This is a genomic window from Rhodococcus sp. MALMAid1271, assembly GCF_049195265.1.
Classification (GTDB): domain Bacteria; phylum Actinomycetota; class Actinomycetes; order Mycobacteriales; family Mycobacteriaceae; genus Rhodococcoides.
Window position 1 is genome coordinate 35379 of record NZ_JBMIRQ010000110.1, and the last position, 23266, is coordinate 58644.

Sequence of the window (23266 nt, forward strand, 5' to 3'; positions counted from 1 at the left end):
CCTCGATGCCCACCGACGTGACGTTCCCGTTGCGCAATGCCCCCGCCATCGCGGCCGCAGTCGAACTACGGCCCGGACGCTACCCCGATATCGGAACACATCAGCTCTACCGGAACGTGATCTCGGCACTGATCGCGGAGGCCGGAATCTCGGTCGACCGGATCGACGGCCTGTTGGCTCCTCCGCGTGAGATGGGTGGACCACACCCGGACACGTTCTTTCACGAGAAACTGGTGGAGGAACTCGACATCACCGCGCGTTTCGCGATGATGATCAATGCAGGCGGCGCCACGTACGGCTACATGGTCCAGCAGGCGTCATTGGCCATCTCCGCGGGTATGGCGGACGCCGTGATCTGCGTCGGCGCAGGGAAATTCGAGAAGATGGCACCGGACGTTGCCGCGCAGATGGTGCGCAACGCGTGCCAGGAGGATTTCGAGTTCCTCCACGGCGCGGTCATTCCAGGCCTCTACGCGCAATATGCCACCCGGTACATGTACGACACCGGGACGACTGCCGAGGATCTGGCCGCGGTGTCCGTTGCCGCACGGGCGTGGGCGTTGCGTAACCCCGACGCGATCACCCACAGCAAAGGTCCGATCACTGTCGACGAGGTCCTCGCGTCACGCATGATCGCGAGTCCATTCCACTATCTCGACTGTTCGATCCCCTGTGACGGCGGAGGAGCAGTGCTGGTGGCATCGGGCGATCTGGCACGAGAAATCACCGACCAACCCGCCTACGTCCTCGGTTTCGGACAGCATCACGGCCACGGATACGTCAGCCAGAGCCCGGACCTCCGGATCGCCGGTATCGCGGAGTCCGGTCGCGCGGCATTCGCCATGAGTGGGCGTACGCCCCAGGACATCGACCACGCCCAGCTGTACGACGCGTTCTCCTTCGCGCCGCTCGTCCAGCTCGAACACCTGGGTTTCGCCGAATCCAGTAGTGCCGGAGACTGGTTCAGGTCCGGCCGTACCTCGCCCGGCGGAGATTTTCCGGTGAACACCTACGGCGGACTCATCGGATACGGGCACAGCGGGGACGCGTCCGGGATGTCGATGATCGTAGAGGGGGCCAACCAGGTGATGGGTAAAGTCACCGATCGCCAGGTGGCTGCCGACACCGCGCTGATCCACACCTACGGAGGCATGATGGCCGAACATTCCACCCTCGTCCTCGGTCGGGAGAGCTCATGACCGAGGACGTCAACGAGCACCGTCCCATTCCTCGAGGAGATGCGTTCGCCGCACCGTATTGGGACGCCCTGCGGGAAGGACGGTTCGTGTTGCCGCGGCTGGTGACAGGCGAATTCATCTCTCCGACAAGGGCGATCCCGGCCGCCGAAGTAGAGTGGGTACCCGCTCCCCGAAGCGGCACCATCGCGTCGTTCTCCTGGGTGCACATTCAGCCGTCACCCGGTTATGTGGAACAACTCCCGTACGTCCTGGCGACGGTTCGTCTCGATGCCGGGCCCCAGCTGATGTGCAATATCGTGGCGACCGCGCCCGATGACGTGGCCATCGGCCGGCGGGTGGAACTGGTCACCGAACGACGTGCGGAGGGCTGGGTGGTTGCCCAGTTCACGGTCGTATGAGCGCGGGCGTGCGCACGGTTTCCGACGGAGTCGAAGGAGAGGACGAGATGGAGAACCCCACTGACACTCGGTTGTCGGACGCGCTCACCGAACTACTCGATTCTCGGTGGAGCTGCCGTGCCTACCTGCCCGAGCAGGTTCCGCACGAGACCATCGTGCAGATCCTCGACACAGCACAACGGTCGGCGTCATGGTGCAACACCCAACCCTGGCAGGTCATAGTCACCGAAGGCGACGGCACCGAGCGATTCCGAACTGCCCTGTCCGCGCATGCCGCAGACAAGGGCGGCGACATGCAGCCGGATGTCCCGATGCCGGCCGAGTACACGGGCGTGCACCTGGATCGACGGCGGGAGAGTGGCTGGCAGCTCTACGAAGCTCTCGGCATCGGGCGGGGCGACCGTGCGGCATCGGCGCGACAGGCGCAGAAGAACTTCGAGCTCTTCGGAGCCCCACATTGCGCTGTCATCACCGTCGACGCCGCTCAAGGAGCGTACGGCGCACTGGATACCGGTCTCTATGTCGCCCACTTCCTGCTCGCAGCGCAGAGCCGCGGGGTGTCCGCGATACCGCAAGCCGCTCTGGCCACCTACTCACCGTTCGTTCGCGAGTACTTCGACATCCCATCCGATCGCGCAGTGCTACTCGGTATCTCGTTCGGCTGGGCCGACCGTGGTCATCCTGCGAACTCGTATCGCACGCGACGCGCGGGCATCGAACAGGTCGTCCAATGGAGTACCCGTTGACACCGCCGGACGTGGAGCGAGACTGAATTGAGCCGATAGGCACTACTGTTCGACGATCTTCCAGCTCAGCGGTACGCCGCGTCGACGGCCTCGTCTCGCTCATGTTGTGCAGGCGCGAAGAGCCGATCGAGGTGATAGGCCACCACCTCAGCGGCATGTTCGTCCGTGTAGTGGCCGATGAGGATGCCGGTCCCGAGGCCGTTGACCAGCGCCACCAACCTCACGGCCTCGGTGTGAGCATCGCGGTCGGGAGCAATCTCGTTCGCGGCGAGTGCGCCCTCGAGCACCTCGATGAGCTCGCTCTCGAGCCTGTCGACACCGCTGATGAACGGTTGCTCCGCGATCTGAGGGTTCGTCATCGCCAAGACGGCGTAGGACATGCTCAGTTGGTGAAATACCCGGCTGGATTCGTCGGTGGGGAGGGCCTCGGACACGAACGCTTCGATTACCGATCGCGCCGGGAGCGGCTGCGGGATGTCGGCCAGCCGCTGAGCCCAGCGTTCGTGACTGCAGCGCTCGAGATGGCGTAGCGCACCGACGAGGAGTTGCTCTTTGCTGACGAAGTAGTACTGGACCAGACGCAGAGAGACACCGGCCTCGGCGGCGACCGATCGCATCGTGACGGCATGCAAACCGTCCCGAGTGGCCGCGCGAACCAGTGCCTCTGCAATCTGAGTGCGACGTGCAGTGTGGTCGGGCGTACGCGGCACGGTTCGCTCCTACGTCGTTCGATCGTTGGTGATACAACCGTATCGGGTACGAGCGTGCACCCGCTACCTGTCAGGGTGTCGATCGCTGCCGTGGCGCTGGGAAGGGCAGTCCCGGTCGCTGAGCTCCGAGTGCTTTCTTCGCGATCCGTTTTGTTTCGGATCGAACAACGCTGCCGGACAGAACGATCCATAGGAGCACTGCTGCCGGCTGCCACAGTGGACCTCATCGAACCCGAAATATGATACAAACGTATCAACGACGGTGTCACGAGGAGCGGAACTATGCACGATGGTGCGACGGCGGCTGACGGTGAGCGCTCGCGTCGTGCATCGACTGCCGTCACACTGTCGGTGGTCTGTGCCGCGCAATTCATGGTGGTACTGGACATTTCGGTAGTGAACGTGGCTTTGCCGTCGATCGGGGACTCCCTCGGTTTCGAAGACGGTGGTCTGCAGTGGGTCGTCAACGCGTACGCGCTCACGTTTGCTGGATTCCTGCTCCTGGGCGGCAGACTCGGGGACCTGGCGGGCCGGCGGCGAGTTTTCTTGGTGGGTCTCGCTGCTTTCTCGGCCGCCAGCCTCGCCGGAGGCCTGGCCGACTCGGCCGGCACCCTGGTGGCGGCACGGGCGATCCAGGGACTGGGCGCTGCGATTCTGGCACCGACAACGCTGGCGATATTGACGGCGTCATTTCCAGAAGGGCCTCGTCGAACTCGTGCACTCGCCACCTGGACCGCAGTGGGTATTGCAGGGGGAACAGCAGGGAACTTGGTGGGAGGTGTTCTCACGGAGTATCTTTCGTGGCGATCGACGCTGCTAGCCAATGTGCCCGTCGGACTTGCTGCCATCGTGCTGACAGTCCGACACCTCAGGGCCGACCGGCCTACTCCGCCGCGACCACGCCTGGACGCCAGCGGGGCAGTTGTGGCCACTGCCGGTCTGGGCGTTCTCGCGTACGGAATAACGCAGGCAGCCGGTAGCGGATGGGGTGCCCGGTCGACCGTGCTCTGCATCTCGACCGGGGTACTGCTGCTGATCATGTTCGTGGTGCTCGAAGCGAGGTTCGCGAGTTCGCCGCTGATACCTCTGCGGATCTTCGGCAATCGTTCGGTCGCAGCAGGCAACGTGGCGATGCTCTTCGCAGGCGCGTGTCTGAACCCTATGTGGTACTTCCTGACCCTCACGATGCAGAACATCCTGGGCTACAGCCCAGTTCAGACCGGTCTGGCTTTCTTGCCACACACGATCGTGGCGATTGCCGTCGGAGCCGGTGCCGCGCCGTGGTTGATGAGCCGTGTCGATGGCCGGGTGCTCATCGCAGGAGGTGCACTGCTGGCCGCGGCTGGTTTCTGGTGGCAGGCCCAATTGACGAGCGGCAGTAGCTATGCGGCAGGAATCCTGTTGCCTGCCATCGTGTTCAGTATCGGTAGTGGCATGCTGAACACTCCGCTCACTGCGTCGGTCAACTCGGGTATCGCACCGGAAGATGCCGGCGCAGCATCAGGGGTGATGAATACGACCAAGCAAGTCGGAGGTGCCCTTGGTCTGGCGGCGTTGGTCACCTACGCCGCGGCCAGCGGCAACGACAAGGCAGCGTTGCTGAATTCGTACAACCGTGCCTTCTACGCCATTGCCGCCATCATGATCGTCACTGCGGTGATCGCGTCGACGCTCCCAGCGCACCGAGACCGCGGCGAATAATTCTGGCCAGTGTGTCCCGGTGTTACGCCGCGGTCCCGACCAGATTCTTCAGAACGGTTGTTCTCGCCCGGTAGTAGATAGAACGGGGCCGAGATTCGTCGCTGCCAGACGAAGTGTCATCGTTGTTCGCGCCCACTATCGCACGAGTTGGAACATGAGGAGTGGATCGAATGCGGACACTGGGGCTCATCGGCGGAATGAGCTGGGTCAGCACGGCCGAGTACTACCGGCTGATCAACGAGATGGTCGCCGACAGACTCGAGGGCTTGCACTCTGCGCACATCGTTCTCGAATCCGTCGACTTCGGTGAGATCGAAGCGCTCAAGCTCGAGGGTGGGTGGGACGAGATCGGTGCCAGGCTCGTCTCAGCGGCCCGCCGGCTCGAAACGGCAGGGGCCGACGCGATCGTATTGTGTACCAACACGATGCACTACGTAGCGCCGCGGATCGAAGAGGCGATTCACGTGCCCTTTCTGCACATCGGCGACACCACGGCCGAGGCTGTGGCAGAGCATGGTCTATCGAAGGTCGGTCTGTTGGCCACCGCGTTCACGATGGAAGAGTCCTTCTATCGCGAACGCTTCTCGGCTCGCGGGGTGCACTTGGTGACTCCGGACGCCGCGGGCCGCGCGGCGGTCAGCAGCATCATCTACGACGAACTGTGTCACAACATCGTCAAGGAGCAATCGCGTGACACCTACCTCGAGGTGGTCGACGAACTCATCGACGCGGGATGTGAAGGCATTGTCCTCGGATGCACCGAAGTCGAACTGTTGATAAAGCCGGATGACCTCGCCGTACCAACTTTTCCCACCACACGTTTGCATGCCCGAGCGGCGGTGGACTTTGCGTTGCCCGCGGCCACCGAGTGTCGAATGAGGGATCGACAGAGCTGAATGGGCTGGAGTGCGGGTGGCCTCGTCTCGCGCAACCCCGCGGTTGGACGCGGGCACCCTGTTACGGCGTCGCCGTTCGCTCGTGACCGGTACCCGAGCGCCACATCTGGTCGCTCGGTAGACCCACGAACGACAGCAGTCGCGTGAGGAGTTCATCCCGCCACACGAGCGATGACCAGGAGTGGTCTGCACCGGCGATCGCTGTGAATGTCGCTCGCGGCAACAACTCTGCGTAGCGGCGTCCGTATCGGAGCGGCACGATCTGGTCTGCGTCGCCGTGGACGATGTCGACGGGACCGTCGTATCCGGCCGCCGCCGCGTACACGTCGAGGTCATTGCGGATGTCGTCGAAGAATGCTTGCCCGAGCCACATGCCACCGAAATCGAAGCCGCCGTTCTGCGCGACCGAATCGAGAGGTCGGCCTTGGATCTCGTGTTTGACGGCGATGTCGTCGACGACCACGCCTGCAGGCGACCAGAGGGTGAGGCCGGCGACATGTTCGGGGATGGTCGCGGCTGCCATTGCTGCTTCCACTGCACCGAGGCTGTGAGCGACGACGTGAACCGGCGCGTATCGGTCGGCAGCAAACGTGCGGATCATGGTCGAGACCTGCTCGACCTCGTCGCGCAGGGTGATGTCCTGAAACTCGCCGTCGCTCACTCCTTGCCCGAGACGGTCGTAGGCGCGGACGACCGCTCCCGCCCCGGCGAGGCGTCGGGCGATCTGAACGAAGAGCCGTTGTGGTCCGATGCTGGACTCGCCGAAGCCGTGCACGATCAGAACGGACGGTGCTGCGTGTTCGACCACGGCCGGCCGGTACTCGTTGCCGCGAATCAGCTGACCGCCGTGGGAGATCGACACCGGGGCCATGCGAGGGTTCTGGATGTTCATCTCAGTTGCTCCGGTCGGCGAAGCCTGCCGGTAGGTCGGCGGGCGCGGTGTCGACGACGGTGTCGTCGTCGATGCCCACGAACTCGAACAGCGTGATGTGCGCGAACTCGGGAACTACATAGATCGGATAGGTGGGGCCTTGATCGCGGAATCGGCGCATCTCGTCGAGGTGGTCGTTCTGGAACAGGACGGTTCTGGATCCGTCGAGTTCCACCCAGTGAGGGAAGAAGATGGTGCCGTGCACAACGCGGTCCTCGGGAACGACATTCACCACGACGCTCGTGCCGGTGGGCTCGTTCCACGAGATCTTGTAAACGCCGCGGCCGAGTGCGACGAGGTCGACTTCCTGTCCCTTGACCCATCGGCCCCCGACCATTCCGGAGTGAATTCGGTAGTCGATGGTGGTGGCGTTCTTGACGTACATCTCGTACTGCCACCCGTTGGCGTAGGTGTAGATGAATCGATGGCCGACGATCGAATCCAGGGCCTGTTCGGGGGCGGGGTCGGCAACGCTGGTGTGAATGCTCATGACTCCATGATCGCCGAGAAATGCGTTTGTTGCAAACCTAAATATGAGACTGAGTAGTCTGGCTCGGTGGACGATTCCGACAGCACAGCCGGCCTTGCCGATATCGCCCGCCGCCTGAGCGAGGAGATAGGACCCTTCCGGCGCGTACTGCTCAACTCCTCCCGCTCGCGCGCCGGACTCAAAGCCTTGCCCGACGCGCAGATCGAGATCCTGAGGCGGCTCTTCCCGGACAAGTGGGAGGGCCCGACTGTGCTCGGGCGTCAGCTGGGGTTGGCTCGTCCCACGATCAGCAACCTCGTCCGAACCATGGAGTCGGACGGCCTCGTCGCTCGCCGACCCGACGAATCGGATGCGCGAAGCATGCGCGTCGGCCTCACCGATCTTGCGCGAGAACAACTTCGGGTCTACGACATCGCGGCGGAAGGGCTACTCGTGGACATACTCGGCGACCTGACGCACGCTCAGCAACGCACCTTGCGTGACGCCGTTCCGTTGCTCGGGCACATCCGCGCGAAACTGGAAACCGGCGAGTCTCGGTGAAAGTCGTTTCGGCCGATGCAGCCGACGTCGATCGCGCATCGAATCGGGTGAGAAGTCACCGCGGCGGCACTGCAGTGAACTGAACCGACGGCGTGTCCTCGTCCTGACCGGTCGTGCCCGCCAATGCCTCCAGTGCACTCGCGGCCTGGACCGCTCGGCGAAACGCGTCCACACTTTCCCGGTGACCCTCCGGTCGAGAAGCGAGGGCGATGATCGCCTGCGGGCCGTCGAGTTCGATGTATCGGACGTCGGGATTGGGAAGGTAGCGCCGTGCGGGCTCGGCGTACACCCCGACAGTCCCCGACATGGCCACTGCCGATGGAATATTCAGCGGCGAGCGCACCCGAACCCCGTGTCGCGGATAGCTGCCTGCAGCCCAGGCAGCGAGGCCGGGTTGTCCGACCGGTTCGATACACGGTCGGTCGCCGAGATCATCGGGTGTCAAATGAGTTGCGCCCGCGAGGTCCGATTCGACCGGAACCACGGCGTACCGATCGATTCCCATCACGTGCTCGACCCGACGTCGAATCCGGTTGCGGCATGGGACGAGACGCCACCCTCTACCTGCTCGAGAGGGGGGTGCGCTTGACCGGCACCGACGCCTGGAGCTGGGATGCGCCCTTCGTGCACACCGCAGCCCGGTTCGCCGAAGAACACGACGCGTCCGTCATCTGGGAAGGGCATCGCGTCGGACGCGACATCGGATACTGCCACCTGGAAAAGCTCAACGGACTCGAACAGCTACCCGACACGGGATTCGAAGTCTCCTGCTTCCCGGTGAAAATCCAAGCTGCCTCGGCGGGGTGGACGCGCGCAGTTGCCATCATGGACGTGTAGGCACGCTGACGGCTCGGACCGTGAACCAGATGTGGCACCGATAGTTCGGATCCGCACTGGACGTCGCTGACGGCGGCGGTCGCCGGATTCGCCCGCGCCCACAGTCGTCCTCGGTCCACCCGGTACGTTCGAGGCGTGAAACCTGCGATCGCGTGGCTCGAAGAATTCGGTGCTGCACCACTGATGATCACACCGTCGCCCATGGAACAGATCGTGCCGGGCATCGCGGTGGAGGGTCCGGTGGCCGAGTTCGGCGACGCCGTTCGTGAACTGCACCGGCAACGTCACGCGTCGGCGCAGTGATGGTGCATGCAGGTGCCGAAAGCGGAAGCGGTCGGCGGACGAGAACCGTGAACGTTGCGCTCGCGGTGACGGGCGGCGTCAGCGTGGTACTGGCGTGGCTCGAGTTCCTCCTCATCCGTCAGCAGCTTGCGGTGGGATTGTGGGTCATCGCCGTAGCGGTGGTAGGGATATCTCTCGTGCGTTCGTCCTCAGCGGGAAAGCTTGCAGCCGTTGGCGTATCGCTCGGCACCGTCGCTGTCGTCACTCAGGTGGCATGGCTGGTGACGGGCGTGCACACCCTGTGGGTCACGACCTTGGCCGCAACGATTGCGTTCGGCTTCTTCGTGCTCGCCTCGGCGTGGGCAGGACGTTCGGCGGTCTCCACCCGTAGAGCGGCTACCGCGATCCCGGCCGGCGTCGCAGCGGCGATTGCGACGGCGGTCTCGGTCGTGATCATCGGCGTGGCAGCCGATCCGGCACCGCTGGTTCGATCGCTCCAGGCGTTGGGGAACAGTAACTCGTTTGAGCCCGACGCCCCGACATCGACGTCGGTGGTCGACGGCGCGGTTCTGACCAACGACGTCGAATACGGCTCGGCGCTTCCGAATTCGTTCCTCGACATCTATATCGCCGACGAGAATCGGTCGGTGAGTCGGCCGACGTACGTCACGGTCCACGGTGGCGGCTGGATAGTGGGGGACAAAACGGACGGTGCCCCCAGCACAGATTCCGAGGGTGCGTCGTGGGCCGGGCCCATGCTGGACGCCGGTTTCAACGTGGTGTCGGTGAACTACGCGTTCGCGCCGAAGTTCCGTTTCCCCACGCAGACAATACAACTGGGCCAGGCCATGCAGTTCCTCGAGGCGAATGCCGACCGGTACGGCCTCGACATGAGCCGCGTCGTGCTCGCCGGAACCAGTGCGGGTGGCCACATCGTGGGCAATTACGCCACTGTGCAGACCAATCCCGAGTACGCACGAGCACTGGGTATCGAACCGACCATGAGTCGCAGTGCCTTGAAGGCGCTCGTGTTCGAGAGCGCCGCGCTCGATGTCGGTAGAGCGGGAGCCCCACAATCACCGAGCCCGTCCAACGGCTTCTTCTTCGACATTTCCGCCCGCAGCTACCTCGACACCACCGACCCGGCAGTGCTGGCGCAGGCGAACGTGATCGGCAATGTCACAGCAGGCTTTCCACCGAGTTTCATCTCCGATGGCAACACCGGGACCTTCCCTGACCAGGCAGCCGAACTGAGCGCGAAGCTGGACAGGGTGGGAGTCGAAAATCGGCTGAATCTGTACAGCAAGAACGAGGCGAGACTCGACCATTCGTTCATGTCGGTGGATTCACGGTGGACCGACGATTACCGCCGCCTCGAGATCGAGTTTCTCCGCGGCATCGTCTGATCCACCGCTGCCTCAACTCGGTCCGAAACGCTCGGTTCGAATGTTCCCAGCCGCGTGACCACGCGCCACCAGCATGTCGGCCACGGTATCGACGAAGCTCGTGGGACCGCAGACGTAGCATCGCGGCTCGAATTCTGCCGGCCATCCGTGGGCGTCGAGGTCCTCGATCGTGATGCGGCCGAGGGGCCGCGCGTTGCCTGCCGGAGCCCGCCGCGTATGGATCATCGTGACGTCCACACCCGCGGGAGGGTGAGCCCACTCGTCCGAGTAGTAGACCTCGGCGGGCTCGCGTACGGAGTACAGCACCCGGAACGGCACCCGTCCGCCCGTCGCGGACGCCTGCGCGCGCACCATTGCGCGCAGCGGGACGATGCCGGAACCGCCACCCACCAACAGGATCGGCGGAGAGGGGGTCTCGGAGGGCCGGGACGGCCGCCAGACGAACCACCGACCTACCGGACCGCGGATCTCGATGCGATCGCCAACCTCGACGGCCTCGACGAGGTACGGCGACACCTCCCCGTCGGCGACATTCTGCACCGCGATCTCGATGCGCGAGGTGCCGTCGGGGGCCGAGGCCACGGAGTAGCTTCGCTGTGCGCTGTAACCGTCCTCGGCGGTGAGCTTGACGTCCACGTGCTGCCCGGCGAGATGGCCCGGCCAACCGTCGACGTCGAGAACGAGGGTGGATGCGGTGGGGGTCTCACGTCGCACGGTCGCCACCGTGGCAACGAGCCAGGGTTTCGCCCCGGCCGTCACGGCCACGTCAGTCGCCCTGGTAGCGCTGCTCGCGCCAGGGATCTCCGTAGTCGTGGTATCCACCGCGCTCCCAGAAGCCCTGTTCGTTCTCCAGGGTCAGTTCGATGCGTGAGATCCACTTCGCCGATTTCCAGAAATACAGATGGGGAACCAGAAGCCTTGCCGGGCCACCGTGTTCGCGAGCCAGCGGAGCGCCGTCGAACTCGGTGACCAACCAGGCCTTCCCATTCCTGAGGTCCTCCAAGGGGAGGTTGGTGGTGTAGCCGTCGAATCCGTGCACCACCACGTAGCCGGCATCGGTGTCGAGACCGTCGAGCAGAACGTCCAGGCTCACGCCCTTCCAGGTGGTGTCGAGCTTCGACCACTTGGTGACACAGTGGATGTCGACGGTCGGAGTCTCGTGCGGAAGAGCCGCGAATTCGTCCCAGGTCCAGCTGCGAGTCTCGCCCCGTTCGGTGCTGACCGAGAACGACCACGCGTCGGTTGCGACCACGGGTGCGGGCCCGATCGCGAGGACCGGGAAGTCCTTTGTCAGATACTGACCGGGGGGAGTGCGCCCGTCGTCGCCCCGCCGGCGGCCCACGAAGCCCTTCGAGATCAATGCCATGGTGTCGAATTGTGCTCTCGTGGCCGGGAGTCTGACAAGGTCGGCCCGCGGGGTTCGACGCAGTCGCAGGGTTCAGCGGGTCTCCAACGCGTCGGCGAGCATATGCATCGCCGCGGTGGTGGACAGTGCCCGCACACTTGCCCGGTCGCCGGGAAGATGAAGCGTGCGGGTGATGGTGGGGCGGCCCGTGACGGCGACGGCGAAACAGACGGTGCCGACCGGCTTGGCCTCGGTGCCGCCGCCCGGACCCGCGACGCCGCTGGTCGATACCGCGATGTCGACGTTCAGCCGCTCGAGTGCGCCCTCGGCCATGAGCGCCGCAACCGGCTCGCTGACAGCTCCGTGTCGATCGATGACCTCGGCGGGGACGTCGAGAAGCCCGGTCTTGGCCTCGTTGGCGTAGGACACCACGGCCCCGATGACATACGCCGACGAGCCTGCGCGATCGGTGAGACGTGCGGCGATCATCCCCCCGGTGCACGATTCCGCCGTGGCGATTCGATGCCCGGACAATCGGTGCGCAACTATGTCGTCGATGGTGGAGCCGTCGGTCGAAAAGACCTGTGCACCATGGGTTGTGTCGATGAGCCGTTCGAGTTCCGTGTAAGCGGTTCTCGCCGACTCGGCGTAACGAGTCACCATCTCGAGCTCGCCGAGGCTCAGGCAGGTGGTGATCTCGAGCTCGGCGAACCCGGCGATCTCGCGCTCTGCGGTTCGCAGCGTCGCGGCGAGATCGGCCTCGGACAGTCGATAACCGCGAATGGTGTCCTGACGTACCTGCGTACGGCGGGCGAGGACTTCGGCGACGGGTGCAGTGTCGAGGGCCTCCGGCCACATCGCCTGTAGTTCGCGAGGCGGCCCTGGCAGGATCAGGACGGCGGGCAGTGACCTGGAGTGGTCGGCCGGTATCGCGATCCCGGGTGCGGTCCCGGTCGGTGAAATGGACTGCGCACCTTGCGGAACCATTGCCTGCTTTCTGATGCCGGCGCGTAGCGGCTCGGAATCGGCTGCGGAACTCATTCGGCTTCGCCAGCGCCGCACGATCGCGTGGATCCGGTTCTCCAACTCGGCATCCAGAATCAGATCCCGACCGTACAGCGCGGCGACGGTCGAGGCGGTGAGGTCGTCGGCGGTCGGACCCAAACCTCCTGTGGTGACGATCAAGTCGACGCGTTGATCGGCCAGAAACCTGACCTGGGCAGTCAGATCCTCCGGCCGATCCCCGCACACGGTGATGTGGGCAACGTCGACGCCCGTTTCGAGAAGTTCCCGAGCGACCCACGGACCGTTTCGGTCGGTGACCCGACCGGCCAGAACCTCGGTTCCCGTCACCACCACACCTGCTCGCACAGTCATCCTTCGACCTTACTGATCAGGCGTGCGCCGGTGGCCACCGGCGACATCCGCGCAGGCCCGGTCGCGCTCGGCCAGGCCCGCAGACCGCACCAGCATCGACGCGTAAGGAGGATTCAGGCCGACAAGATCAGCTCCGCCGCCCGCTCGGCGATCATTGCCGTGGGGGCATTGGTATTGCCGGTAGTGACCGAGGGCATCACCGACGCATCGGCGATCACGAGATTGTCGAGCCCGTGCAGACGCAGATCCGGCCCCACGACGGCGCGGCTGTCCGTGCCCATCCGGCACGTTCCGGCCTGGTGGTGATACGTGTTCACTGCGCGCCGGATCCACTGCTCGAGTGCGTGATCGTCGTCGGAGACCTCGGGTCCAGGAAGGACGTCGTAGGCACCCCAGTCCTGTGCGAGTGGAGCCTGCCGGCCGACCTCTCGGCACTGCCGCACGGAATAGACCAATGCAGCCATGTCTCGTGGGTCGTCGAACAAGTTGAAATCGATGGTCGGATCTGCAGTCGGGTTTGTCGAGGCCAGGGTGACGGTTCCGGTGCTGTGCGGACGAATGAGGCCGGCGTGCAGGGTGAAACCGGATTGCGGTCCGGTCATTGCTTCGTCGTAGTACATCGGGACACTGAAGTTGATCGGCTGGGTGTCCGGCACTGGAAGTGACGGGTCGCTCTTCCAGAACCAGTGTGTCTGGGTCACCGGATGAAACGGCGTCGGTGGGTCGACGGGTCGAGTGGTGCCGAAGACGACGGGCACCAGGAAATGATCCTGCAGGTTCTTCCCGACACCGGGGGAGTCGACGAGCACGTCGATGTCGAGCTTCTCCAACTCGGCGGCCGGACCGATTCCACTGCGCAACAGAATCGCTGGGGATCCCAGTGCTCCACTGGACAAGACGATCGTGCTCGCATGGAGCTCACGCACTTCGGATTCCACGATGATTCGCACGCCCACCGCGGTGCCGTCGGCCACGATCAGCGAATCGATGGTCGAGCCCAGTGCGAGCGTGAGGTTCGGATGATCGAGTACGGGCCGAAGGTAGGCCGCCCACGTCGACTGTCTCTTTCCCCCGGCAAGATTCAACTTCATCCGCGACACCCCCTCTTGGCCGCCGTGGTTGTAGTCGGTGTTGTTGGGCATTCCCCACGCGACGGCCGCATCGACGATCGCCTGTTGAACAGGTGAGAGCGGCGGTTCGACGACGTCCATCAATCCGTCTGCGCCGTGGCGTTCGAGACGCTTGAACAGTGGTGCAACCGACTCCCAGTCCCAACCGGTGTTGCCTGCCGACGCCCACTGGTCGTAGTCCCAAGCAGTTCCGTGCACCCAGATCGTGCCGTTGAGCTGATTCGATCCGCCGATGACCTTTCCGCGGGGGACGTGCAAGCGGCGGCCGAGGGCGCGTTCCTGTGGAGACGAGAAATAGCCCCAGTCCTCCGGGCCCAGCCAGAGTTCGCCGACCCGGGAGAGGTCGTGAATGGCGGGATTGGTGTCGAGCCCGCCTGCCTCGACGAGCGTCACGGTGTGGCCCGCATCCAGGAGCCGACGGGTGATGATCGAGCCCGCGGTTCCCGAGCCGAGTACCAAGAAGTCGGAGCGATTGCTTGACATGAGGTCATCCTTGTCTGGTTGACGCGGCACCACGGCACGTCGAATCCACGTCGAAAGAGAAAGCCGTCGGCATACGTGCCGATACGGCGATGAAGTGCAGCGCGACGCCCTTGTCGGTGTCATGAAGCTACCGGCGCTGCGGGCGACCGAACATAGGGTCTTACCTACTCGCCTGTACAGAAACCCTTATTCGGCTGCGTCGGAAATTGGACACCAGGAATGCCGATTCGTGTTATCGGAGGCCGAGCCGTACCCGAGGAGTGCCGGTTCGCGCCGATTTCAGCCCAGGTGCGCGCTCACCGAACCACGATCGTGGCCTATGTTGAGGTCGATGCGGATAGCGCTGGTGGAAGACGACGACGGAGTCGGCGACGCGTTGGTGGATGCGTTGACCGAGGTGGGGCACTCACCTGTCCGCATGCGCCGTGGTGCCGACGTGCTGGTCGGCTATCACGAGATGGATGTCGTCCTACTCGATCTCGGCCTGCCGGACATGGACGGGCTGGAGGTGCTGCGCAAACTGAGGACCTTGAGTTCGGTTCCGGTGGTGGTGCTGACTGCGCGGGACGACGAACGTTCGGTGGTGCGAGCGCTCCGCGGCGGCGCGGACGATTACGTCGTCAAACCGGCCCGGTTGGGAGAGTTGCACGCTCGACTCGAAGTCGCTGCGCGACGTCGGAGCGCGACGAACGACACCGGTGCCGACCGGCTGGTTCTCGGTGACATCGTCGTCGATCTGGTCGGTCGGGGAATCGAGGTCGACGGTCGCGATGTTTCGCTGACAACCAAGGAGTTCGACCTGCTGGCTCATCTGGTGACGAGGCGCGGTGAAGCGGTCAGCCGAGAGCAACTGATGGACGCCATCTGGGGAAACGCCTACGTCGCGATCTCACGGACGCTCGATGTGCACATGACATCGTTGCGATCCAAGCTCGATCGTCCGGGTGCCATCGTCACCATCCGCGGCTTCGGTTACCGCTGGGACATCTGAGATGCGACGCCGTGTCCTGGTGGTGCTGATGATCTACTCCACCGTCGTCGTACTCGCCCTGTCGGTGCCGTTGGCCGTGTTGGTCGGTCGCGAACGTGCCCAACGGTTCGGCGAGAACCGAGCGGCCGCCGCAACCTACTTCGCCGAGCTCAGCTCGCGGGAGGACGAGTCCGGCGCAGCTCGTATTCGACAGTCGGCGCAGCGCTACGACAACCTGTACGACGAGGGGATCGTCGTTGTCGATCGTGCCGGTCGAGTCCGTGCGGAGTCGGGTCTGGATGTGGAGCGATCCGACGTGCAACAGGCCGTAGCCGGCGCTCTGCGCAATCAACGCGGGAATCTGCCGTCCAGTGTGATGCCCTGGTCCCGGTCCTCGGTGTTGATCGCGGCTCCGGTCGGCGGGGGAACACAGGTGGACGGCGCGGTGGTCATAGAAGCATCGACCGACAGCGCTCGCACGGATGTCGCGATCGCATGGATGATCATTGCCGGCGGTGCGCTGCTGATTCTGGTGACCGTCGTCGGGATCGCTGTTGCGTTGTCGCGCTGGGTTGTTCGTCCACTGACGGCTCTGTCCTCGCGGGTTCAGTCGTTCGGAGACAAGTTCCACGATCGACTACCGATAGATGCTGTTGCCCCATCGCAGATGCATACCGCCTATCTCGGTCCACCGGAAGTGCGCGAGCTCTCCAGCGCGTTCGAGGCCATGGCCGGCGACGTCGAGTCGGCCACGGCCGCGCAGCGGAGGCTGGTTGCCGATACCGCCCATGCGCTACGTAATCCATTGGCGGCATTGAGAATTCGACTGGACGTGTTGGGGATGCGGGTGCCCGATGCAGCGGCAGAATCCCACCTCAGGACCACGCAGGAAGTCGACCGCCTCAGCGCCGTCGTCGAAGACCTCCTCGTTCTTGCCGCTGCCGAGACGCCATCGAATCAGGACGCAACCGCGTGCGATGTGGGTGCGACCATTGCCGATCGCGTCGAATTCTGGTCCAGCACAATCGCTGTGGCAGGTATGGTGGCGCATGTCGAAGGGCCCGATGGGGCCGAACGACTCCTCGTCGCCCTGCCCGAGGACGACCTGATTCGGATTCTCGACGCGCTGCTGAGCAATGCGACGAAATACTCCGGCAGCGGCTCGTCCGTCGAGATCGGCCACCGAGCGAGTGCGACGGCCATCACGATCTGGGTGGCCGATACCGGACCGGGCGTCCCGGCCGACGAGCTCCCCAAGGTCGTGAACCGGTTCTTTCGTGCCTCGAGTGCGCAGGGCGGCGGTACCGGCCTCGGCTTGTCGATCGTGCACGCGCTGACCGAACGTGCAGGCGGACGTCTGCAGGTCAGTGCGGGTAGACCGTCGGGATTGCGGGTCGAGCTGCACGTGCCGCGAATAGTTTCCTAAGGGAGTGTTAGGAAATCCGAAATGGCTTGGTTCCAGGTTGTGCTTGCGGTCACAGTAGGTGGACTCAGGTCGCTGTTCGACTCCCGGCGACCAACGGCACCACTGGAAGGATCTGCCCATGGCCAACGGGGCCACTTCGACCGCTGGATCGTCACCGATCCCAACGGTCTCGTCTCCCGCCGCAACTCGTCGTGCCGTGTTCAACACGTTGCGGGGTTCGTCGGGCAATCTCGTCGAGTGGTACGACGTGTACGTCTACACCGTCTTCGCCACGTACTTCGAGAACCAGTTCTTCGATTCCGCGGACAAGAATTCGACGATCTACGTCTACGCGATCTTCGCGGTCACATTCCTGATGCGTCCGGTCGGCTCGTGGTTCTTCGGACGCTACGCCGACCGGAACGGTCGCCGCGCCGCACTGACGTTCAGTGTCTCGCTGATGGCCGCTTGCTCACTGGTCATCGCGTTGACTCCGGGCCGGGAGAGCATCGGCGTGTGGGCGGCGGTGATCCTCGTCCTGGGTCGTCTGGTCCAAGGCTTCGCCACCGGCGGTGAATACGGCGCGTCGGCCACGTACATGTCCGAGGCAGCCACCCGTGAGCGTCGCGGATTCTTCTCGTCGTTCCAGTACGTCACGCTCATCGGCGGGCACGTTCTCGCGCAGGTGACCCTGTTGCTGATGCAGACGGTCCTCGATCGTGAGCAGATCGAGGACTTCGGTTGGCGCATAGCCTTCTTCATCGGCGGCGTCGCGGCAGTGGTCGTCTTCTGGCTGCGTCGAAGCATGGACGAATCGCTGACGAAGGATCAACTGGACGCGGTGCGCAGTGGCGCCGACAAGTCCTCGGGATCGGTGAAAGAACTCGTCCGCAATCACGGCCGTGCGCTGCTGATCTGCTTCCTGGTGACCGCAGGCGGCACCATCGCGTTCTACACCTACAGCGTCAACGCTCCTTCGATGATCAAGACCGCATACGAGGACCGGGGGATGACCGGTACGTGGATCAACCTCTTCGGTCTCGTCTTCTTGATGCTGTTGCAGCCCATCGGCGGACTCATCAGCGACAAGGTCGGCCGTAAGCCGCTGCTGATCTTCTTCGGCATCGGCGGCGTGCTGTACACCTACGTGCTCATCACGTTCCTGCCGACGGCGACCTCGGTGGTGCAGTCGCTCGCGCTGGTGTGCGTGGGTTACGTGATCCTCACCGGCTACACCTCGATCAACGCGATCGTCAAAGCAGAACTGTTCCCCTCACACGTGCGCGCACTCGGAGTCGGTTTGGGATACGCCCTCGCCAACTCGGCGTTCGGTGGTACCGCGCCGTTGATCTACCAGGCGGCGAAGAACGGTGGGAATGTTCCGTGGTTCATCCTCTACGTGACGGTCGTGATCACCGTCTCGCTCCTGGTCTACATCTTCGTTCTGCGGAACAAGGCGGAAACCGAGCTGGACCGGGAGCAGGGCCGAGCGTTCGAGCGAACCGTGACGCCATAGGGTGACGGACATGTTCTCGCCCGCAGCGCCGTTGTCTCGGAGGACGGCGCTGCGGGCGGGTCTTGTCTCCGTCGCCGCTGCCGCGCTCGGCGCGTGCACATCGGAGCCGCCGACACAGTTGCGTCTGGCCGCGGGTGAGGTGGGCGGATTCTTCTGGGAGTTCTCCGGCCTGCTGTCCGCCGCGGCCGCGGGTCTCCCGGAGGCCGAGGTCGTACCGTTCACGACATCCGGGTCTGTCGACAACCTCGAGGCGTTGGTCTCCGGCCGTGCCGAACTGGCAATGACCCTGATCGATGCCGCATACAGCTACCCGAGTCCGGATCTGGCTGCGGTCGGCACCGTCTACGAGAACTACTTCCAGGTCGCAGTCCGGGCGGACTCGCCCATCACGACCGCGAGCGATCTGCGGGGACGACGGGTGAGTACCGGCGCACCCGGATCCGGCGCAACGGAGGTCTCGCGCCGGATCCTCGACGCCGCCGGTGTCTCGGGCCCGGATTCCATACGTGAAATTCGCCTGCTGATGAGTGAGGCAGCAATCGCGCTGTCCGACAACGAGATCGACGCGGTGATGTGGGCGGGCGGGTTGCCGACCCCGGCCTTCACCGACCTGCGTACCGAGATCCGCCTGCTCGATCTCGGAGCGCTCGTTCCGAACCTACGCCGCGCCTTCGGTACCGCCTACGAGGCGGTGCCGGTTCCGGCCGATGTATACGGCAGGCACCCGGGGGTGACGACCGTCGGAATCCCCAATCTGTTGTTGGCTCATCCCGACGTACCGAACCGGGCAGTGGCCGCTTTGGTGAGCGTGCTGCTCGACCGATCATCTGCCCTGGTCCCCGGTCAGGCGATCGGCAGTCAATTTCTCGACGCACGCTCGTTGATCATGACGGGCGAAATTCCCCTTCATCCAGGAGCCGTGGAGGAATATCGCCGACGGCACGGGTGAGCGGGCTCGGTGATGCCGATCGACCGGTCGGCCGCGCCGTTCGGTTCACGAGGTCAGTTCAACGCCACGAGCTCGGGCATCGGATTCGTTCATGCACGAGGCAATCTGCCGACTCCGTCGGCGGCGGAAGTGCACGCGATGTTCGCACTTCTCACCCGGCGCTGAACCGGATCGAAATCGAGTTCGTCGGGGTGTGAAGCGGTGACCAGGCGTCCTGGCCGTCGTCGGTCTCGGTCCCTCGCATCTCTCCTGTCCACTGGTAGGTCCGAGGTGATGCGGCCATGCGCAAGCATGCATACTGGATTGTGACGCCGAACACAAAGTTGCTCGCATGATGTGGAGGTTTCACGAAAGATGCGACAGCAACGATGATCTCGGCTCGCTGGTCACAACGCTCACTCAACGACGAGGAGAAACAATGGCAGACAATCGCGCAGTCACGTACGCCGGACCGGGCAAGGTGGAGGTTCAGGACATCGCCTATCCCGGCTTGGAACTGACCGACGGCCCAGGAGTCAATCCGGCGAACGTCGGCCGCAAATGCGAGCACGGAGTGATCCTGAAAGTTGTCTCGACCAACATCTGTGGCAGCGACCAGCACATGGTCCGAGGGCGAACCACTGCCCCCGAAGGCTTGGTCCTCGGCCACGAGATCACCGGTGAGATCGTCGAGGTGGGACGAGACGTCGAGTTCCTGAAGGTCGGAGACATCTGCTCGGTACCGTTCAACATTGCCTGTGGTCGGTGCCGAAACTGCAAGGAACGCAAGACCGGTATCTGTCTCAACGTCAATCCCGATCGACCGGGCTCGGCTTTCGGCTATGTCGACATGGGTGGCTGGGTGGGCGGCCAGGCCGAGTACGTCATGGCTCCCTACGCGGACTTCAACCTGCTGAAGTTCCCGGATCGTGACCAAGCGATGGCGAAGATCCTGGACCTGACGATGCTGTCGGACATCTTCCCCACGGGTTTCCATGGAGCAGTCACTGCCGGAGTCAAGCCGGGGTCGACGGTGTACATCGCGGGTGCGGGCCCGGTGGGCCTCGCCGCGGCGGTCGGCGCGCAACTACTGGGAGCGTCGGTGGTGATAGTCGGTGACATGAACGCCGACAGGTTGGCTCAGGCTCGAACCTTCGGTTGCGAGACCGTCGACGTGAGCAAGGGCGCACCACAGGATCAGATCGAGCAGCTTCTCGGCGTGCCGGAGGTCGATGCCGCGGTGGATGCGGTGGGATTCGAAGCCCGTGGACACGGCGGAGACTCGTCGCACGAAGCACCGGCCACAGTGCTCAACTCGCTGATGGACATCACGACTGCGGGCGGCGGAATCGGTATCCCGGGTCTCTATGTCACAGGAGATCCCGGCGGTGTCGACGAGGCGGCTCAGCGCGGCGCATTGTCGCTGAGTCTCGGTACCGGTTGGGCCAAGTCGCTCTCGTTCGCCACCGGTCAGTGCCCGGTGATGAGCTACCACCGAGAACTGATGAATGCAATTCTCACAGAACGCGTTTCGATCGCGAAAGCAGTGAATGCAACCGTGATCTCACTCGACGACGCGCCTCGCGGCTACCGCGAATTCGACAGCGGAGTTGCTCAGAAGTTCGTCATCGATCCGCATGGCATGATCGCGAGCTGACCACTGCTCGGTCGACCGAGGCTTCGGTTCCGAGATCGGTGCCTCGAAGCCTGGGCACGCAAACGACCCGACCGCCCGGTAGCAACCGGGCGGTCGGATCGGGGCGGGTGGAGCGCAGGACCGGAGGCGCGCTGAATACTCTCGGCGGCACCGATCACGAGACGCGCCGGTGCACGTCGACAACGGGGCATTTTTCGCATCCGTAACAGCATCCGTAGCGGTCCGTCATGGCTGTTGCCAAAGCTGCGCATGGTGCCACCGGGGTCCGTACAGGTCTGTACATACTGCGACGATGCCGATGGTTCGAAAGTTCGTGTTCGCCGTGCCGATGGTGGTACTCACCGTCGCGAGCCTGCTGTTCGCGGCATCGGGGACAGGTTCGGCCGCACCGTCCGCGTGGCGCTACACGATGGTGGCGTTCAGTAACGTCAGCGATCGCAGCATGGACGTCTACCAATCCAGTGACGGTACGGACTTCGCTGAGTTGCAGACTTCGGCGTACCAGCCGCCGTCCGGGGTGGTGCGTGACTCGAGCATCTTCCGACACACCGATGGTATGTACTACGTGACCTACACGACGGGCAAGACGAGCATCGGCTTCGCTCGAAGCAGTGATCGCGTCAACTGGACGTTCCTGCAGAACTTTCCGGTTCCGTTCTGCTGCGCGTTCCTGCCCGGTACCGGTGCAGGCACAGGACCGGTGAGCCCACCCGGTTTCAGCGGCTCGGCCGGATTCTCGGACGGCCCGTCTCTGTCGCCGTTCACCACCAAGGCGTGGGCACCGGAATGGTTCGTCGAGGGCGACCGGGTCAGCATCATCGTCTCGTTGTCGACCGGTGGCGGATTCGTGCCGTATCTGATGACCGCGCTCGACCCTGGCCTGAGGCTGTGGAGTTTCCCGGTTCCGTTCGTCGGGATCAATGCCGACCACATCGACACGCAGGTGGTGAAGACCGGATCGACGTACCACGCGTTCACGAAGAACGAGACCCACAAGGTGATCGAGCACTGGACCGCGCCGTCGTTGATCGGGCCCTACACGCGGGTACCGTTGCGCAGCTTCGGCCCGTTGAAAGAAGGCCCTGCCGTCATCGAGCTGCCGGACGGCACCTGGCGGCTGTACTACGACGACTACACCAACCGGAAGTACTTCTACTCCGACAGTTCGGACGGAATGAGTACCTGGTCCGACCCGATGGAGGTTCCGGGACTGTCGGGAACAGTGCGCCACGTCGGTGTCATGAGAGAACCGGCCTGACGCGGGCCGCGACCTCAGGAGGTAGTACCCGACAGCGCTCTGATTCCGGCCGCGATGAACTCGCCCGTGGCATCGGCGGCATGACGGGCACCGGCTCCGGTATCGGAACCGGACAACGCGCGGTGGGTTATCCCCTCACCGATCACCCCGAGCTTGAAGTTCGCCAGGGCCAGGTAGAAGCCCCAGTTCGCCAGTTCACGACCCGATTCGACCGAGTACAGCTGCGCGAGATCGGCCGCGGACGGGTACCGGTCGCTCGTCCACGCCGCATCCGCGCCCAGTACCGCGTCGAAGACCGGTTGGCGATAGATGCACATCAATGCGACATCGGTGAGGGGGTCGCCGAGAGTGGACATCTCCCAGTCGACCACGGCGGCAACGGAACCGACGTCGTCGGAATCGACAATGGTGTTGTCCACGCGAAAGTCCCCGTGCACGATCGACGATGCCGAGTGAACCGGAATTGCGGCCTCGAGCGCGCGGTGGAGTCGGTCGACATCGGGTAGGTCGCGAGTCTTGACGCTCTGCCACTGCCGAGCCCACGTTGCGACCTGGCGGGAGACGAATCCGTCGGGTCGGCCGAAGCTCTCCAGACCGACCTCGGCGGGGTCGACGGCATGCAGCCTGGCGAGGACGCGAACCAATTCTGTTGCATTGGCGTCGATCTGCGCGTCCGTGAGATCGGACAGGTCCTCTCGCGCGCGAATTACTCGGCCGGGCACGAAATCGACGACGGTCATCGGTGCGCCGAGGACCGAACCGTCTCGATCGAACGCAACGGTTGGAGCAACCGGAACGTCGGTGGACGCGAGAGCCCGAGTGACGGCCCACTCGCGGGCCATGTCGTGTGCCGACGGGGTGAGCCCACTGGTGGGCGGTCGACGAACAACCCACGCCGAGTTGTCGTCGTACGCCTTGTAGGTGAGGTTGGATCGACCACCGCTGATCATCTCGACTGCCAACGAGCCGGCGATCTCGATGCCGTTCTCACGCAAGAACTGCTCGAGGGCATCGCGATTCATACCCGGCAACTCACTCATGACCGTGCCTCCCGCGTTGCG

General features: G+C 64.1%; 24 protein-coding genes. 15 read left to right on the forward strand and 9 right to left on the reverse strand.

Going from position 1 to position 23266, the window contains the following annotated elements; genetic code table 11:
- Window positions 1–5: 5 nt before the first annotated feature.
- From ACOQFP_RS20900 to ACOQFP_RS20910, 3 genes are read left to right on the forward strand one after another with little or no spacing between them, the layout of a single operon-like run.
- Window positions 6–1199, forward strand: coding sequence for a thiolase family protein (locus ACOQFP_RS20900; RefSeq protein ID WP_421585411.1), 1194 nt, complete (start codon window positions 6–8; stop codon window positions 1197–1199).
- Window positions 1196–1597 (forward strand): Zn-ribbon domain-containing OB-fold protein, encoded by a 402-nt coding sequence (locus tag ACOQFP_RS20905; RefSeq protein ID WP_421585412.1) that lies wholly within the window; start codon window positions 1196–1198, stop codon window positions 1595–1597. The genes ACOQFP_RS20900 and ACOQFP_RS20905 overlap by 4 nt, the downstream gene beginning before the upstream one ends.
- Window positions 1598–1644: 47 nt before the next feature.
- Window positions 1645–2343, forward strand: coding sequence for a nitroreductase (locus ACOQFP_RS20910; protein WP_341243897.1), 699 nt, complete (start codon window positions 1645–1647; stop codon window positions 2341–2343).
- A 65-nt stretch (window positions 2344–2408) separates the two neighbouring features.
- Here ACOQFP_RS20910 and ACOQFP_RS20915 read toward each other — a convergent pair whose 3' ends face one another.
- On the reverse strand, window positions 2409–3053 hold the full coding sequence (locus tag ACOQFP_RS20915) for a TetR/AcrR family transcriptional regulator (protein WP_206490183.1): 645 nt from the start codon (window positions 3051–3053) through the stop codon (window positions 2409–2411).
- A 282-nt stretch (window positions 3054–3335) separates the two neighbouring features.
- Between ACOQFP_RS20915 and ACOQFP_RS20920 the strand changes: the two genes are divergently transcribed.
- Both ACOQFP_RS20920 and ACOQFP_RS20925 read left to right on the forward strand, forming a co-directional pair.
- Complete coding sequence (locus tag ACOQFP_RS20920) at window positions 3336–4754, forward strand: MFS transporter (RefSeq protein ID WP_421585413.1); 1419 nt, start codon at window positions 3336–3338, stop codon at window positions 4752–4754.
- Window positions 4755–4924: 170 nt separating this feature from the next.
- Window positions 4925–5650 carry an aspartate/glutamate racemase family protein gene (locus tag ACOQFP_RS20925; RefSeq protein WP_421585414.1) on the forward strand — a complete coding sequence of 242 codons (726 nt, stop codon included), beginning with the start codon at window positions 4925–4927 and terminating at the stop codon, window positions 5648–5650.
- A gap of 61 nt (window positions 5651–5711) precedes the next feature.
- On the opposite strand, the gene ACOQFP_RS20930 is transcribed toward ACOQFP_RS20925, so the two are convergent.
- Both ACOQFP_RS20930 and ACOQFP_RS20935 read right to left on the reverse strand, forming a co-directional pair.
- Entirely contained in the window at window positions 5712–6542 is an 831-nt protein-coding gene (locus ACOQFP_RS20930) for an alpha/beta hydrolase (protein WP_421585415.1), read from the reverse strand.
- Between the two features lies 1 nt (window position 6543).
- Window positions 6544–7071, reverse strand: coding sequence for a phenolic acid decarboxylase (locus ACOQFP_RS20935; protein ID WP_421585416.1), 528 nt, complete (start codon window positions 7069–7071; stop codon window positions 6544–6546).
- A 66-nt stretch (window positions 7072–7137) separates the two neighbouring features.
- Between ACOQFP_RS20935 and ACOQFP_RS20940 the strand changes: the two genes are divergently transcribed.
- The gene (locus tag ACOQFP_RS20940; RefSeq protein ID WP_206490188.1) at window positions 7138–7611 is read left to right on the forward strand and encodes a MarR family winged helix-turn-helix transcriptional regulator; all 474 of its coding nucleotides are present in this window, start codon (window positions 7138–7140) and stop codon (window positions 7609–7611) included.
- 55 nt (window positions 7612–7666) lie between these two features.
- On the opposite strand, the gene ACOQFP_RS20945 is transcribed toward ACOQFP_RS20940, so the two are convergent.
- Window positions 7667–8116: a LysR substrate-binding domain-containing protein gene (locus tag ACOQFP_RS20945; protein ID WP_421585417.1), complete on the reverse strand. Its 450-nt coding sequence runs from the start codon at window positions 8114–8116 to the stop codon at window positions 7667–7669.
- Here ACOQFP_RS20945 and ACOQFP_RS20950 point away from each other — a divergent pair.
- The 3 genes from ACOQFP_RS20950 (at window position 8050) to ACOQFP_RS20960 (ending at window position 10136) form a co-directional block, all read left to right on the forward strand.
- Window positions 8050–8448, forward strand: coding sequence for a cyclase family protein (locus ACOQFP_RS20950; RefSeq protein WP_421585418.1), 399 nt, complete (start codon window positions 8050–8052; stop codon window positions 8446–8448). The two genes, ACOQFP_RS20945 and ACOQFP_RS20950, sit on opposite strands and share 67 nt — an antisense overlap.
- Window positions 8449–8583: 135 nt before the next feature.
- The gene (locus ACOQFP_RS20955) at window positions 8584–8751 is read left to right on the forward strand and encodes a hypothetical protein (RefSeq protein ID WP_421585419.1); all 168 of its coding nucleotides are present in this window, start codon (window positions 8584–8586) and stop codon (window positions 8749–8751) included.
- 47 nt (window positions 8752–8798) lie between these two features.
- Window positions 8799–10136, forward strand: a complete 1338-nt coding sequence (locus ACOQFP_RS20960; protein ID WP_421585420.1) for an alpha/beta hydrolase — start codon at window positions 8799–8801, stop codon at window positions 10134–10136.
- Window positions 10137–10148: 12 nt separating this feature from the next.
- Here the strand turns inward: ACOQFP_RS20960 and ACOQFP_RS20965 are convergent, their stop codons facing one another.
- From ACOQFP_RS20965 to ACOQFP_RS20980, 4 genes are all read right to left on the reverse strand, one after another.
- Entirely contained in the window at window positions 10149–10895 is a 747-nt protein-coding gene (locus tag ACOQFP_RS20965; RefSeq protein ID WP_374222396.1) for a ferredoxin reductase, read from the reverse strand.
- A 7-nt stretch (window positions 10896–10902) separates the two neighbouring features.
- Window positions 10903–11502 (reverse strand): sulfite oxidase-like oxidoreductase, encoded by a 600-nt coding sequence (locus tag ACOQFP_RS20970; RefSeq protein WP_206490192.1) that lies wholly within the window; start codon window positions 11500–11502, stop codon window positions 10903–10905.
- Between the two features lie 72 nt (window positions 11503–11574).
- The gene (locus tag ACOQFP_RS20975) at window positions 11575–12858 is read right to left on the reverse strand and encodes a competence/damage-inducible protein A (protein ID WP_421585421.1); all 1284 of its coding nucleotides are present in this window, start codon (window positions 12856–12858) and stop codon (window positions 11575–11577) included.
- Window positions 12859–12971: 113 nt separating this feature from the next.
- Complete coding sequence (locus ACOQFP_RS20980; RefSeq protein ID WP_421585422.1) at window positions 12972–14471, reverse strand: GMC family oxidoreductase; 1500 nt, start codon at window positions 14469–14471, stop codon at window positions 12972–12974.
- A 331-nt stretch (window positions 14472–14802) separates the two neighbouring features.
- On the opposite strand from ACOQFP_RS20980, the gene ACOQFP_RS20985 reads away from it, so the two are divergent.
- The 6 genes from ACOQFP_RS20985 (at window position 14803) to ACOQFP_RS21010 (ending at window position 22205) form a co-directional block, all read left to right on the forward strand.
- Window positions 14803–15462, forward strand: a complete 660-nt coding sequence (locus tag ACOQFP_RS20985; protein ID WP_206490625.1) for a response regulator transcription factor — start codon at window positions 14803–14805, stop codon at window positions 15460–15462.
- Window position 15463: 1 nt separating this feature from the next.
- On the forward strand, window positions 15464–16867 hold the full coding sequence (locus ACOQFP_RS20990) for a sensor histidine kinase (RefSeq protein ID WP_421585423.1): 1404 nt from the start codon (window positions 15464–15466) through the stop codon (window positions 16865–16867).
- Window positions 16868–16985: 118 nt separating this feature from the next.
- Window positions 16986–18362: an MFS transporter gene (locus ACOQFP_RS20995; RefSeq protein WP_241256961.1), complete on the forward strand. Its 1377-nt coding sequence runs from the start codon at window positions 16986–16988 to the stop codon at window positions 18360–18362.
- Between the two features lie 10 nt (window positions 18363–18372).
- Window positions 18373–19311, forward strand: a complete 939-nt coding sequence (locus ACOQFP_RS21000) for a TAXI family TRAP transporter solute-binding subunit (RefSeq protein ID WP_341243859.1) — start codon at window positions 18373–18375, stop codon at window positions 19309–19311.
- A 418-nt stretch (window positions 19312–19729) separates the two neighbouring features.
- The gene (fdhA, locus tag ACOQFP_RS21005; RefSeq protein WP_341243860.1) at window positions 19730–20947 is read left to right on the forward strand and encodes a formaldehyde dehydrogenase, glutathione-independent; all 1218 of its coding nucleotides are present in this window, start codon (window positions 19730–19732) and stop codon (window positions 20945–20947) included.
- Between the two features lie 292 nt (window positions 20948–21239).
- Entirely contained in the window at window positions 21240–22205 is a 966-nt protein-coding gene (locus ACOQFP_RS21010) for an arabinofuranosidase (RefSeq protein WP_341243861.1), read from the forward strand.
- 14 nt (window positions 22206–22219) lie between these two features.
- Here ACOQFP_RS21010 and ACOQFP_RS21015 read toward each other — a convergent pair whose 3' ends face one another.
- Window positions 22220–23245 (reverse strand): phosphotransferase family protein, encoded by a 1026-nt coding sequence (locus ACOQFP_RS21015; protein ID WP_421585424.1) that lies wholly within the window; start codon window positions 23243–23245, stop codon window positions 22220–22222.
- Between the last annotated feature and the right edge of the window lie 21 nt (window positions 23246–23266).